The sequence below is a fragment of the Fibrobacter succinogenes genome (assembly GCF_902779965.1).
Lineage (GTDB): Bacteria > Fibrobacterota > Fibrobacteria > Fibrobacterales > Fibrobacteraceae > Fibrobacter > Fibrobacter succinogenes_F.
Map to the genome: position 1 here is coordinate 62518 of NZ_CACZDK010000014.1, position 13305 is coordinate 75822.

The 13305-nt window shown below is 46.6% G+C and carries 12 protein-coding genes and 1 pseudogene; 7 read left to right on the plus strand and 6 right to left on the minus strand.

Going from position 1 to position 13305, the window contains the following annotated elements; translation table 11 throughout:
* The first annotated feature begins 174 nt into the window (after positions 1-174).
* From HUF13_RS08300 to HUF13_RS08310, 3 genes are read left to right on the plus strand one after another with little or no spacing between them, the layout of a single operon-like run.
* Positions 175-624, plus strand: coding sequence for a hypothetical protein (locus HUF13_RS08300; RefSeq protein WP_173474694.1), 450 nt, complete (start codon positions 175-177; stop codon positions 622-624).
* Positions 625-1710: a radical SAM/SPASM domain-containing protein gene (locus HUF13_RS08305; RefSeq protein ID WP_173474695.1), complete on the plus strand. Its 1086-nt coding sequence runs from the start codon at positions 625-627 to the stop codon at positions 1708-1710.
* A complete protein-coding gene (locus HUF13_RS08310) occupies positions 1703-2566 on the plus strand; it encodes a hypothetical protein (protein ID WP_173474696.1) in 864 nt (287 codons plus the stop codon). The genes HUF13_RS08305 and HUF13_RS08310 overlap by 8 nt, the downstream gene beginning before the upstream one ends.
* On the opposite strand, the gene HUF13_RS08315 is transcribed toward HUF13_RS08310, so the two are convergent.
* From HUF13_RS08315 to HUF13_RS08325, 3 genes are read right to left on the minus strand one after another with little or no spacing between them, the layout of a single operon-like run.
* Entirely contained in the window at positions 2567-3478 is a 912-nt protein-coding gene (locus HUF13_RS08315) for a hypothetical protein (protein ID WP_173474697.1), read from the minus strand.
* Between the two features lie 3 nt (positions 3479-3481).
* On the minus strand, positions 3482-5956 hold the full coding sequence (locus HUF13_RS08320; protein ID WP_173474698.1) for a ribonuclease R family protein: 2475 nt from the start codon (positions 5954-5956) through the stop codon (positions 3482-3484).
* A gap of 2 nt (positions 5957-5958) precedes the next feature.
* On the minus strand, positions 5959-6738 hold the full coding sequence (locus HUF13_RS08325; RefSeq protein WP_173474699.1) for a 1-acyl-sn-glycerol-3-phosphate acyltransferase: 780 nt from the start codon (positions 6736-6738) through the stop codon (positions 5959-5961).
* Between the two features lie 207 nt (positions 6739-6945).
* Here HUF13_RS08325 and HUF13_RS08330 point away from each other — a divergent pair, with 207 nt between their 5' ends.
* The gene (locus HUF13_RS08330; RefSeq protein ID WP_173474700.1) at positions 6946-8013 is read left to right on the plus strand and encodes a glucokinase; all 1068 of its coding nucleotides are present in this window, start codon (positions 6946-6948) and stop codon (positions 8011-8013) included.
* A 147-nt stretch (positions 8014-8160) separates the two neighbouring features.
* On the opposite strand, the gene HUF13_RS08335 is transcribed toward HUF13_RS08330, so the two are convergent.
* From HUF13_RS08335 to HUF13_RS08345, 3 genes are all read right to left on the minus strand, one after another.
* Positions 8161-8580, minus strand: coding sequence for a type II toxin-antitoxin system HicB family antitoxin (locus HUF13_RS08335; RefSeq protein ID WP_173474701.1), 420 nt, complete (start codon positions 8578-8580; stop codon positions 8161-8163).
* 8 nt (positions 8581-8588) lie between these two features.
* A complete protein-coding gene (locus HUF13_RS17580) occupies positions 8589-8765 on the minus strand; it encodes a type II toxin-antitoxin system HicA family toxin (protein WP_083579649.1) in 177 nt (58 codons plus the stop codon).
* Between the two features lie 72 nt (positions 8766-8837).
* The gene (locus HUF13_RS08345; protein ID WP_173474702.1) at positions 8838-9002 is read right to left on the minus strand and encodes a hypothetical protein; all 165 of its coding nucleotides are present in this window, start codon (positions 9000-9002) and stop codon (positions 8838-8840) included.
* Positions 9003-9215: 213 nt separating this feature from the next.
* On the opposite strand from HUF13_RS08345, the gene HUF13_RS08350 reads away from it, so the two are divergent.
* The 3 genes and pseudogenes from HUF13_RS08350 to HUF13_RS08360 form a co-directional block, all read left to right on the plus strand.
* Complete coding sequence (locus tag HUF13_RS08350) at positions 9216-9770, plus strand: excalibur calcium-binding domain-containing protein (protein WP_173474703.1); 555 nt, start codon at positions 9216-9218, stop codon at positions 9768-9770.
* A 7-nt stretch (positions 9771-9777) separates the two neighbouring features.
* A complete protein-coding gene (locus HUF13_RS08355) occupies positions 9778-12954 on the plus strand; it encodes a type I restriction endonuclease subunit R (protein ID WP_173474704.1) in 3177 nt (1058 codons plus the stop codon).
* A pseudogene (locus HUF13_RS08360) lies at positions 12955-13305 on the plus strand (SAM-dependent DNA methyltransferase); the annotation flags it as partial.

Sequence of the window (13305 nt, forward strand, 5' to 3'; positions counted from 1 at the left end):
AATTATTGTATAAATAATTTCAAATGAAACAGTTGAGTTTTGAACGTTAAATAGTTGTGTTTTTGGGAAATTACGGAATATGAAAATATTTATATACAATTGAAATGTGTATGAAAAAATTATTATCTTATCGCAAAAATATTATGTTCACAAATAAAACAAGGAGAATTTATTATGGCTGAACTGAAACCTTTAAAAACCGTAAAAAAAATTGAAAAGGTTGAAAAATTAGATGCAGTTGGAGAGCAAATTGCATTTTTGAGAAAATTGGCTACGGATAAAAACTTGGTGAAAAAGTTTGTAGTTGAGCCGGAAAAAATTGCTCGTGAAAATGGAATTGAAAAACTTGATACTGACGTTGCCAAGGCTGTTTTGGATAATGTCGTTGCTAATATTCCGTTCACAGAAAAAGCTCGTGCCATTATTGGCGAAAAGAATATTAAATTAGCAGAAAAGCTGAAAACTGATTGTTGCTGTATATTGAACGATATTGAAAGATTTGTAGAATATGTAAAAATTGCTTTTGGTACCGGTGCGGCTCAGACTTCAATGATAAAAGCCGGTAAATTTGATGAACGCGTAATAAGTCGCTCTTCTATCAATAAGGTGACAAAGTTTAAATAAATGAATGTAGAACAAGTAAATCAGCATTTGATTGGTGAAGATCTTGTATACCATTATTATCGTATGCAATCGGAACCAATTCGATATCTAAGTTTAGGTATTGAAATTACAGATAAATGTAATGCTAAATGTGGAATATGTTATCAATCTGCAGGAATCCACAATAGTTGTGTTATTGATGTAAATGTTGCAAAAAAATGTATTCGTGAAGCGGCTTCAAGTTCCTGTATGGGATCTCGTTTTCATGCTGTGGGTGGTGAGGCTTTTCTATATCCTGATGTACTTTTCCCATTGTTTGAAGAAGCTAAAGCATCCGGTTTTACAGAAATATCTGCGACTACGAATTGCTTTTGGGCAAAAACGGAAAAAAATGCAGATGCCATATGCGCAAGAATGAAAAATTCTGGCGTGACACTCCTTGAAATATCATGGGATTTTTGGCATGCTCAGCATAACTCTGCTGAATGTATTAACAACTGCTTGATATATTGCCGAAAATATGGTATCCGCACTAATCTTCGTTTTCTAACAACGAAAAGTCATAGCATTGAAGAAGCCTTAAAAATGTTAGATCCATTCGCCGTGCGTCATGCATGTCAGATTTCTTCAAGTAATGTAACGCCTTCTGGAAGAGCTGTTGAGGTACTACCAAGAGAGGAATTTTACGGTGATGCTCACGGAATTGATGGTATGTGTGCCGATGGCTTGGTGCTTACGATCAACAGTTATGGTGAAGCTTATCCTTGCTGTGCAGGTTTTGATACTTGCCGTGATTGTAACTTTGGTAATATCAATGATTCCTCTATCATCGATATTATGGACAACATGAATTCAGATCCCATGCTAAGGCAGCTCGTTTTTCTAGGACCAAAATCTTACTATAAGATTTTAACGGATTGTGGTTGCAATGTTCCTGAAGAAAATCGATTTGTTAGTCGTTGTGACTTTTGCCATTTCATTTTTTCTAATGAAAACAGGACTAACATTATAAGGACGCATTTTGAAAAGCTTCAACAAGAATCTATAGAAAAAGCTATTGCTGTATTAGAAAAAAAATTATCTACAAAGGGGTCAAAGAATGAATAAGGTGGAACAGGCGCTTGTTGATTCTATGGAACAGGTGCTGCTTTATTTGAAAATGAATGATTCCAATTCTGAATTTACTTTAGGAACTGATAATCTTATTAATTGGTTTAAAAAATTAGATAGTCGTTTAGAAAAAAAATATGAAGAAATAGGGCGAGAAAATTTTTTAAACATAGGTAATCGAAATGTGGAAATCTATGGAGAAGATTTTTTTTCTAATAAAGACGAACTGAAAAAAATTTTAATAGGGATAAAGGATAGCCACTTTTCACCTGGAATAAAACTAAAATTGGGCTATTTTGTCGAAAATTTTTCTACAGTATTGGATTGGAAAATCGAACAACTAATTAGTCACGTTATTGTTGTTATTAATGATACTGAGTGTCCTATTGACAAAGAAAAATTAGATCGCTTGTTCTGCGATATGATTCCTTATTATTCAGGCTTTAATATAATAGGATCCTACGATGCTCTTATGCATTATGGCTTGTTTTCGATGAAATCTGTGTGCAGTGCTCATTTGGAACTAAGCGTGGTTGACGAAGAGATTGAACGTTTGTATCCAAATTGTGAAAAGCCCTGTGTGAACAGAATTTCGACAATTGTTTATTCTGATGGGTATGTGTATCCTTGTGAAGGTCTTGTTGGCTTGAAAAATGCGGCCATCGACAAGATCAATGCTAGTTCTGATGAAATGAAAATTTTTGAAGAACGTCGCAAGCCACTTTTGGAGTGGTATAAGGATGGACCCAAATTAGAAAATGAAGATATAATTGTTGAAAGCGATGAATTGCCGTATTATTGTAGAAAGCACCGCGCTCAATTAATCGAACAGTCTAAGGGAAACTGTTTTTAGTTATTTCTTGATTTTATCCAATAATCTTTTTGCAGGGAATCCAACAAGTTGGAATCCCTTTTCCCATATAAAGTCTTTTATGCGCTCGGAGCGTGTCTCGTTGCATTTCGGGAGCCAGCTTGCGTCAAAGTCTGCATCAAGGCCTGCTTTTAATACGAGGGCAGTGTAGTCCTTGTTGAGCGCGTCGTAGGCGTGGTGGCGTACGAAGTGTTTCTTTTCTTCGTAGTTGAAACGGCGCTCCAAAAGTTTGCGCTTCATGAATCCGGCGCCTTGCTGGGTCAGCTCGTCATAAGCAAAGAACACAGGGCGTTCCGTGTGGTAAAGCGATTCCATGACGACTTCGGCTTCGGTGAATTTTTTGCTCAAGCCGACTTCGAGTTTGCGCGTGACTTCGTAGAAGTCTGTTTGCTCGGGTGTTTCGAAAATGTGCAAGAAGAACACGCCGAGTGCGGCGGGCTTCATGTACAAAAAGAACGATTGCAAATGCGGTGCAAATTCATCGTTGCTTGTGAGCGAAACGACGTCGGCGGGGCTGTTTTCAGCGCGTTCGAAGAATTCTTTGAATTTGTTCTGATAATAAACGATGGAATCGTTGATGAGCAGCAAGCGTTCCACGTCACGTGTAATAATGCCTGGAACGTAGTTGCCGGCAGCATCGGTGCGGTTCGCCTGCAGTTGCAAATAACGCCGCCACATGCCAAAGTCAAAACCGCGATTTTCGGTGAGGAAAAGCTCGATGTGGTTTTCCTTCAGAAAATCGTAGGTGTCGCTCGAAAGCGTTCGGCGATTCGTGAGGAGAACGACCTTGAAGTCGGTCTCGGCGAGATGCTTGAGCGCAAAACGGACATAGCCGGGGAGGTCTTCCCCGGTTTGGTAACTGGCATAGAGGGCGACTTTATTGCATGCGTCCATCAGCTATCTTCCTCTGCGGCCTCCGCGGCTGCTGCGTCCGCGACCTTTTTCGCTAGATCTGCGGCCACGTCTTGCTTCGCGCGGTTCGCTGGCTACATGGAATCCTTCTCCGAAATCACGGGAATCGCGACCTCCGCGCTTTTCAGAACCGTGTTTTCCGCGCTTGTCGAAACGGCGATCTTCACGGCTATCGCGAGAGTCTCGGAAATCGTCGCGGCCCTTGCGGAGTCCCTTATGACCGCGGGCATCGCGACCGGTGCGTTCAAAGATTGGACCGTCAAAATCCTGACGCCCACGGCGACCGCCAGAAATGTATTCCGGTTCGTCGAATTCGTCATCGTCATCTGGCTGGCTCACATAGCCGAGTGCTTCGGCGGCTGCGGCGCGGTCTGCGCGTTCATTGAAATTGCGAATGTCGCGTTCGGTATCTTCGCGGCTGCGGCGTTTCTTCGGTTCAGGGCTCAGCTTTTCTGTGATGCTGAAGTCTGCCTGGCCGCGCAACGGGTCCACGCGCAACAACTGCACCATCACCTTGTCGCCACGGCGGAAGGTGCGACCGCTACGCTTTCCGTAAGCAAGGCCTTGGTCCGGATTGAATACGTAGAAGTCGTCGCCCGTGATATCGCGGTAACGCACAAGACCTTCTGCAATCGGATCGTCGATGGAAACGTAAATGCCCCATTCTTCGATGCCCGTTACATTTGCTTCGAAGCTATCGCCAATGCGGCTCTTCAAAATCCAGCAGCTGCACACCTTGATGGCGATGCGTTCTACCTTCATGTTCTTGATTTCGTTTGCCGAAATCAAGTCGCAAACTTCAATCACGCTGTTCACGCGTTCGGCATCGATTTCCTTGCCCTTGCGCGCCAGTTCACGATGGCACCAAAGGTCTGCGTAACGGCGGATCGGCGAGGTGAAGTGGCTGTAATCTTGCCAGTTCAAGGCGAAGTGCCCAAAGCTGTTGCTATCGTAATGAGCCTTCTGCATACTGCGCAAAATGCGGTTCGTGAGCGTTTCGTCACCCTGGGCGCGCTTCACCAAATGTTCGTACAGCTTGAATGCTGTCGGGTTCAAGTTCGTATCGCCGCTGCGCGGCTTGCCTAAATCACGCAACATCACCGGAGCATCCTTGAACAGATCCGGGTACATGTAGTACAGTTCCATGATGTCCTTGGTGTCCGGCGCTTCATGGATACGGTAAATGCCTTGCAGCTTGCGCTGCTTGAGTTCCTTGGCGCAGCAGTTGTTTGCAATAAGCATGCATTCTTCGACCCAGGAATTCGATTCATCGTGTTCGCGCGGTACAATTTTGACCGGTTCGCCATTCTCGTCGAACTTGCAGCCATATTCCGTTGTCTGGAATTCGAGCAAACCTTCCTTGGTGCGGTTCTGCTTGAGGAGCGCTGTGACTTCGGCAAGAGCCTTGATGGAGTCGTCGCCAGCTTCCATCATCTGCACGGCCTGCTGGTACGTGATTCCCTTCGTAATTTTTACGACACTGCGGTGGAAATCCCAAGAGAGCACATTGGCGTGCTTGTCCAGTTCCATCATGCAAGTGAATGCGCAACGGTCCACGCCTTCGTGCAAACTGCAAACACCGCTGGAAAGCTTTTCCGGGAGCATCGGCACTGCCGTCCACGGCAAATATTGCGTATAACTTCTTTCGAGCGCTTCTTCGTCGAGGTCAGATCCTTCGGGCACATAGTAGCTCACGTCGGCAATATGCACGCCGAGCTTGTAGCCGCCATTTGCTGTGCGTTCCACGCTAATGGCATCGTCGTGGTCCATGGCGCCTTCGGGGTCGATGCAAAGAATGTCGAGATTGCGGTAATCGACGCGACCCTTGAAATCCTTTTCGGTCGGATCCGAAATAGATGCTACGTATTTTTCAATAGCTGGGCTGAAACCTTTGGGAAGATTGCTTTCTTCCATAAACTGCTTTTTAACTTCATCCCAACTTACGTTGTTCAACTCAGCGGAACGGTCCACCTTCGCCAAATAGCTATGCTTGAGCTTCGGATGCGGATAAAGCGTAAAGCTAATCGTCTCGCCTTCCTTGCCCGGAGCCTGCCTGCGGTGGCACATTTCATAGACTTTGCCCGTATCGAGTTCGGTTACTTCCCAGTCTTCGTCACCGGTCTGGTGCAGAATGCCGCGCTTCACGCGTGTGCCGGAATCCTTTTCGGTCTGACGGCGGCTGCGAGCGCCCGGACGGCGGTTGTCTTCGACGCCCTGTTCCGCAAGTTTCTTGCGGCGCTTTTCACGCTTGTCTTCGAGCGGTTCACCATCGCCCAATTGATATTCCTTGTGCGCAGAACGCTTTAAAACACCACGCTCAATCATGTCGGCGAGGAGCTGCTTAAAAGCCATTTTCTGTTTTTTCGGGAGGCCGAGAGCGCTACGGAGCTGGCTCCCTACCATGGGTTCGTCACGAAGGATTGCAATAATTTGTTCTTCGCTCGGTAATTCTTTAGCCATAATTAAACCTCCTTGTTTTCAGTTGCCGCGCTTTCTGTTGCATTTTCTGCAGCTTTGGCGGCGGCAAGTTCCGCCTGCTTGTACGGCATGACGGATTCAATCAAATCGTGTGTTTCGTCGCGGAGTTCTGCCATCGGTTTTTCAGCGTAATCTTCGTAACGGATAAGCGGATGAATAATCATCTTCACTTCGCCAGAATAGACCGCCCACTTGACCTTCGGGAGGATCTTTCCAGTGTTAATAAATGTAACAGGTAAAATGGAAAAATGCTGTTCTTTTGCCAAGCGGAAAATTCCATTTTGGAACTTGAACATGTGCCCGTCTTCGCTGCGGTGGCCTTCGGGGAATACGGCAATGTTGTAGTTTTGTTCGAAACGTTTTTTGAGGTGCTTACCAAGACCTGCGTTCATGCGAGGATTCTTGTGGATTGGGATACTTCCGGTGCGGTCCAAAACCCAGCCAAATACAGGAGCTTTCCAGAGACTTGCCTTTGCCATGAATGCCGCCGGCGTAATGGAATGCCAAATAACGTTGATGTCCAAAAAGCTCTGGTGGTTTGCGACAATGACATAGCCCTTTTCGTTCGGGATGTTTTCGGCCCCTTCAACGGAAACCTTGATTCCGAAAATCTTGAAAATGATATTCCTGAAGGCAAAAGTGCAAACTTTGGTGCAATCTTCCCAATGGCCGCGGAGACCGCAGTAAAGGGTGTACGGGATACCCGCGATGAGCATAATGCCAAAGACAACGACATAGTAAAGTAAAGCAAGAATAGCGCGCATGGTCTCTTTCTTTTTGATGTGAATTTTTGACCTACCCAATATAAATAGGTCCCCATGGGCTTAATGTATATTTTTTGCGCCGATTGAAACAGTTGTTTTTATTACATGCGTGTAAATATGCGCTTGTCATTACCGATTTAATTGAGAATCTCCTATTTCCTTGAGAAAAAACTATATTCCTCAACGTAAAACATGGAGTTTTAAATTATGGAAATTAAATGGCTTAATCCCGATGCTAAGTTTGACCGTCTTGTTTTGGCGGGTGATATCGGTGGTACGAATACGAATCTTGGTCTTGTTGGCTACAAAGATGGCAAGTTTACGCTCATTCTCGAAACCGTTTGCCCGAGCCAGTGCATTGAAGGGCTCGATACCCCGATCCGCGAAACGCTCAAGGCTGCTATCGAAAACCGCGCCGATTTGAAGCCGTCCCACATCTGCATCAGTGCAGCAGGCCCCGTTGCTAACAACAAGTGCGTCATGACGAACCTCCCGTGGTGCGTTGACGGCGATGCCATCACCAATGCAACCGGTATCCCGACGCTCGTGATTAACGACTTTATGGCCATTAGCTATGGCATCCCGACTCTGGATGTCGATGACCCGAATCAGATTCTCAAGTTCAAGCATACCGACGGAAGTGAACCGAAGCCGCAGGCTACAACGAAGGCCGTGATTGGCCCAGGTACCGGCATGGGCGTTGGCTTCCTCGCATTTGACGGCGAAAAGTACATCCCGGCTTGCTCCGAAGGTGGCCATTCTACGTTCGCCCCGTTCGACAAGGAATCCCAGGACTTCCGCGACTACATGGAAAAGCGCATCGGCACCGTGCCGGGCGTCGAACCGCTCGTCTCTGGCATGGGCCTTGCTCACCTCTATGAATGGTGGCGCGACACCAAGGGCGTTCCGCAGAATGAAGCCTTCAAGAAAATTGAAGAAACCGATTGGCATGACCGCCCGAAGTACATCAGCCGCGCAAGCGACACCGATCCGGTCGCTGCCGAAATGATGCGCATGTTCGTGAAGATGCTTGCCCGCTTCGCCAGCGACGCCTGCACGTTGTTCCTCCCGCTGGGTGGTTTCTACCTCGCCGGTGGTACGGTGCAGAAAGACCTCCGCTGGCTTGAACGCGATAACTTGTTCATGACCTGGTTCGAAAAGAACTACAATCCGAACATCCGCCCGCTCTTGAACAAGATCCCGGTGTACCTCATCAAGGATTACAGCATTAGTTTGTACGGTGCTGCTAATGCAAGTTTGAATTTGCAGAAGTAAAAGCTGCTGGAACCGCGGCGGAGGCGAATGTAAATGCGAATGCGCCGAAGTCGATTGGTCTAGAGCTTTGTTAATCCCGGCTGCAAAGGCTGGGATTTTTTTTGTTCGTGAGGGAGATTTCTTTTTCAGCGCAACGGCCTTGGCCTATTACACGAACTCGATTACGAGCTGCTTGCCGAGGGCATGCGCCAGTTTGTAGAGCGTCTCGATGGATGGCGAGCCTTTTGGAGTCTCAAAACGTTGGTAAGCCTGCGGGGTGATGTTTGCGCGACGCGCCACCTCGCTTTTCTTTTGGCCCCTGCGGGCTTCGAATAGTTTATACGCAATTTCAATCCGCGGGGAAAGTTCGACCGGGTAGAGGCCCTTGTCGGTGTCGGGCATTGTCTTAGGGAGAATCATCGTATTGCCAAGATCCAGGTCGCATTCCATCGCACCGTCCAGCGCGTCCTTCGCCTGCCTGAGAGCCTCCTCCTGCGTGTCGCCGAATGCGTTCACGTTGGGCAGGTCGGGGAACGAAACTACGAAGCCCATGTCCTTGTCTTTCTCTATTTTCGCTGCGTAATTCATGGATGCCTCTACTGGTCAAATTGTTTCAAGATGCGCTTGAGATAGACGCCTTCTATCTCGTGCTTGTTTCGTTGTATGGGAACGGGTCGCTTGCCTTGCTTCACGAATATGTGGTGATCGCCGCTGATTCGCCCTAATTCCCAGCCTCTTTTTTTTGCGTAGTCACAGATTTCTTTAAACTTCATTGTTTAAATTACAATATATTTGTTTATTTGTCAATATATAGATTTATAAAATAGAGCGCAAAAGCTCTATTTTCACCCTTTTTTCACCAATATTTGGATGTCGAGCAGCTTTTCCCAGTCTGCTTTGGTGCGCTTTTCGCGGGGGATGCTCCAGAAGTTATTCCAGATTTCGTTGTTGAGAGAATCGATTTCGGCGGCTTGGGCGTCGGTGACGGTGCCATTGGCGGTGCTGTACATTTTGTGCTCCTTTCTGCGTACAAGCTTTATAAACGCAGATGTTTTAAACGACTATTTAAAACTACACTTTTGTGCACTATTCGTCAAGAGGTAAGATTGACTTTTTTTCAAATGCGTCGAAAGTCAATATTTTTTTCACGATGACACTTTACTGACAGCATAAAAAATTATATTCATGAAGAGCATTTTATATACACAAGCGATATTGTTTTTATGCCTATAACAAATGTTGCGAGAGTTTCTGTTTGGAATGAAGCCAAAGGTTTTGGCTTTGCTGAGGCTAATGGGAAAAAATATTTTGTTCACCGAAGTGCTTTAGGTCCAATTTCGCGTAACCCTAAAGTCGGCGATACAATTGTTGTGACGAAATTTGAAGAAACACCGAAAGGTCCTCGTATAACATCAGGTGTGCTGGAAGGGGTTCCGTTAAAGCAGTTTCATGAAAAGCGGACTGCGTACGTGCCAGGCTATTATCGCAAGCGTAAGCTGAAGTTTGCTTTAGCAATTTTCTTAATTGCGATTCCGGCAATGTTGTTTACATATTGCCAGGAACATTCATTCGGTCAAAAAACATCTCAATCTGCAATTGTTCCTACCCCTAAAAATGTAAATCGTGGAACCGAATCCAGATTCCATTGCGATGGACGTACACATTGCAGCCAAATGAATAGTTATGAAGAAGCATTATTCTTTTTAAGAAATTGCCCTGGAGTTCAAATGGATGGCGACGGTGACGGCAAACCCTGTGAACGCCAGTTTGGAAAGTAGAGATTTTATGCCTAATCTTTTTACGGAAGCGACGCGCGTTCAGCTGACTGCGATTCAGCATTTGGCTCGCATCGGCTATACGTATTTGGGAAAAATTTCGGAGTCTGGCGCAACGCCGGCAATTCCATACGACCCAGAGACGAACATTCTTGTAGATATTTTTGCGGAGCAGTTCAAGAAGCTGAATCCGGCAGCGACTGTTTCTGCGCAGAGCGTGCTTTCGGACATTCAGAAGGAACTGGATGACGACGATTTGGGCCAGCAGTTCTACAGGCGCCTTACCAGCTATTCTCCACTTCGCCTAGTTGATTTTGAACATCCGGAAAACAACACGTACCATTGCACGGCGGAATTCACTTGCAAGAATGGCGATGAAAGTTTCCGCCCCGACATTACGTTGTTCGTCAACGGGCTTCCGCTCGTGTTTATCGAGGTCAAGAAGCCGAACAACGTAGGCGGCATGGTGGCCGAAAGCAAGCGGATGAACGACGAACGCTTCCCGAAGAAAAAGTTCCGCCGCTTTATCAACATCACGCAGTTGATGATTTTCTCCAACAACATGGAATACGATGCCAAGGGCGGTGTTGTCCCGATTGAAGGCGTATTCTATTGCACAACTGCGAAAAACGAAGCGCGTTTCAACTGCTTCAGGGAAGAGAACCCCAAGCGTGCGGCAATCGCGCCGTTCCACGCCAATTATCCTTATCTACCAATTCCTGCGGATCTCGAAAAGAGAGTCCTGATGGATTTCAATGTTCCGGTCTTGAAAGAGAATCCGGAATACAAGACGAATCTCGATATCAACACGCCCACGAACCGCGTGCTTACTTCTATGGTGAGCCCGGAGCGTTTGCTCTTTTTGCTCAAGTACGGCATCGCTTACTTGCATGTCGAAAAAGAGAAGGATGGCCAAATCGAGAGCCGCCATGAAAAGCACATCATGCGTTACCAGCAATTTTTTGCGGCCATGATTATCCGTGAAAAACTGGCAGCGGGTGCGACATCCGGCATTGTGTGGCATACGCAGGGTTCGGGCAAGACGGCACTTTCGTACCACTTGAGCAAAGTCCTCAAGGATTATTACGCCAAGCAGAACAAAGTCGCGAAATTCTACTTTATTGTGGACCGCCTGGATTTGCTGGAGCAGGCAACCGAAGAATTGAGCAACCGCGGCCTCAAGGTGACAACGGCAAATTCCCGCACGGAACTCATGGAACAGTTCCGCACACAGCAGGCCTTGCAGGGCAACGCCGGTGTCGATGAAATTACCGTGGTGAACATCCAGAAGTTTGAAAATGACACCGAGAAAGTGGAAATCCCGAATTACGCCACGAATTTGCAACGCGTGTTCATTATGGACGAAGCGCATCGCGGCTACAAACCGGGCGGATGTTTCCTTTCGAACCTTTTCAATGCCGACAAGAACGCCATCAAGATTGCACTTACCGGCACACCGCTCATCGGGAGCGAAAAGGCGAGCTGCAAGGTCTTTGGCGATTACTTCCACACGTATTATTACGACCGTTCCATTCAAGACGGCTATACGCTAAAGATTATCCGCGAAGATATCGAAACCAGTTACCGCAAAAAACTAAACGATGCTTACGAAAGCGTGCAGAAACTGGTGGAGAAGGGTTCTGTCTCAAAGGACATGATTATTCGGCACCCCACATACGTGAAGGCGTTGCTCCGCTACATCATCAATGATTTGGTGAAGTTCCGTGCCATGCAGGGCGACAACGACCTTGGCGGCATGATTATTGCTGAATCTTCGGAACAGGCTCGAAACTTGTACAAGTTCTTCAACGAGATTCAGGACGAACTCAATCAAAACCGCATCCAGAAAATCAACTTGAAAGCGGGATTGATTCTCTTCGATAGCGACGACAAGGAAACCCGCAAGCAGATTATCAGCGACTTCAAGAAGAACTACACGATTGATATTCTGATTGTTTACAACATGTTGCTGACGGGCTTTGATGCACCGCGTCTTAAGCGTTTGTATTTCGGTCGCAAAATCGAAGATCATAATTTGTTGCAGGCAATTACACGCGTAAACCGCCCGTACAAGAATATGAAACGCGGGTTCCTGATTGACTTTGCCGACATCAAGAAGAATTTTGACGAGACCAATGCCGCATATTTGCAGGAACTGAACCGCTATAATGATGCCGATACTGACCCAGACGATAACTTGCCCGACATGTACAATCAAGTCATGGAAGACAAGGATGCCCTTATCAACCACATGAAGGTGGCACGTCAGGCTCTGTTCTGTTATACCACCGACAACGCGGAAGTTTTCTCTACAGAGATTTCTAGCCTTGAAGACAAGAAGGTTTTGATTGAACTCCGCAAGGCCTTGGAACTCGCCAAGGATGCCATGAACCTTGTTCGTACTTTCGGTGACGATGCCCTTAAAAAGGATTTTGAAAAGCTGAACATCGAAAAGTTGCCGCTCATGCTTTCGGAAGTGAACCACCGCATTGCGATGATTAACCAGAAAGAGGCTTGGACCAACAGCGAAGCGACTCAGTTTGCCGTGAACGAAGCCATGATGAACATCGAGTTCAACTTTAGCTGCATTGGCACAGAAGAACTGAAAATCATCGACAACGGCACGGAACTGCGTGAAAAATACAAGCGCGCACTCCGCGGATTTCTGGATAACTTCGACCACGAAGACCCTGTGTTTGTTGAATTGGAACAGGAGTTCAAGCGCATCTTTGACAAGCACGGCTTTACCCCGGAAAACCTTGCCGTTTATAACGAGCAGAACCAGGCGATGAATGACATTCTCAAACGCCTAGAAGAACTCCGCAAGGCAAATGAAGCCCTTTTGCGTAAGTATAACGGTGACACGAAATTTGCCTACGTTCATAAGCGTATTCGCGAAGAGAACAAGGCCCGCGAACCCAAGCACCAGGCACCGATTATCTCGAAGTTCGACGAAGAAATCGTGCAGGCTCTCTTGACTATCAAGGGTACGATTGACGCAAAAGTTTTTGACCGCAACGACATCCTCAAACAGGACGCCTACTTTGGCAAGACCGTGATGAAAGAAATTGCAGACGGGCTTGCGCATTTTCCGCAAATCAAGCCCGAAATGCCCGATTACCTGTTTATCCAGCAGCGCATCGCCAAGCAGTACATAAACCAGTATAACGCCTACTACGGAAATTAAATGAACATCAAAGACAAGACCATTGCCCTTATTGACTCTCTCAAGGCCACTTGCCAGACATACGGCATGGGCAATGACGGCAACGAATACAAGATTATCACCCAGGTGTTTCTGTACAAGTTTATGGCCGACAAGTTCGGCTTTGAACTCAAGAAAATCAACGACCCTTGCCTGAAAGCCCTCAAAAAATCCGACAAGTGGGAAGAGGAATACGCGAAACTCAGCAAGGCCGACCGCGAAAAGGTGAGCCTGTTCTTGCCGCCCGAAGTCCCGGTGTTCAAGCCCGACTACCTGATTGCAAACCTCTGGAACAAGCAGGCCAAGGGCGATTTCGACGTCATCTTTGACGAG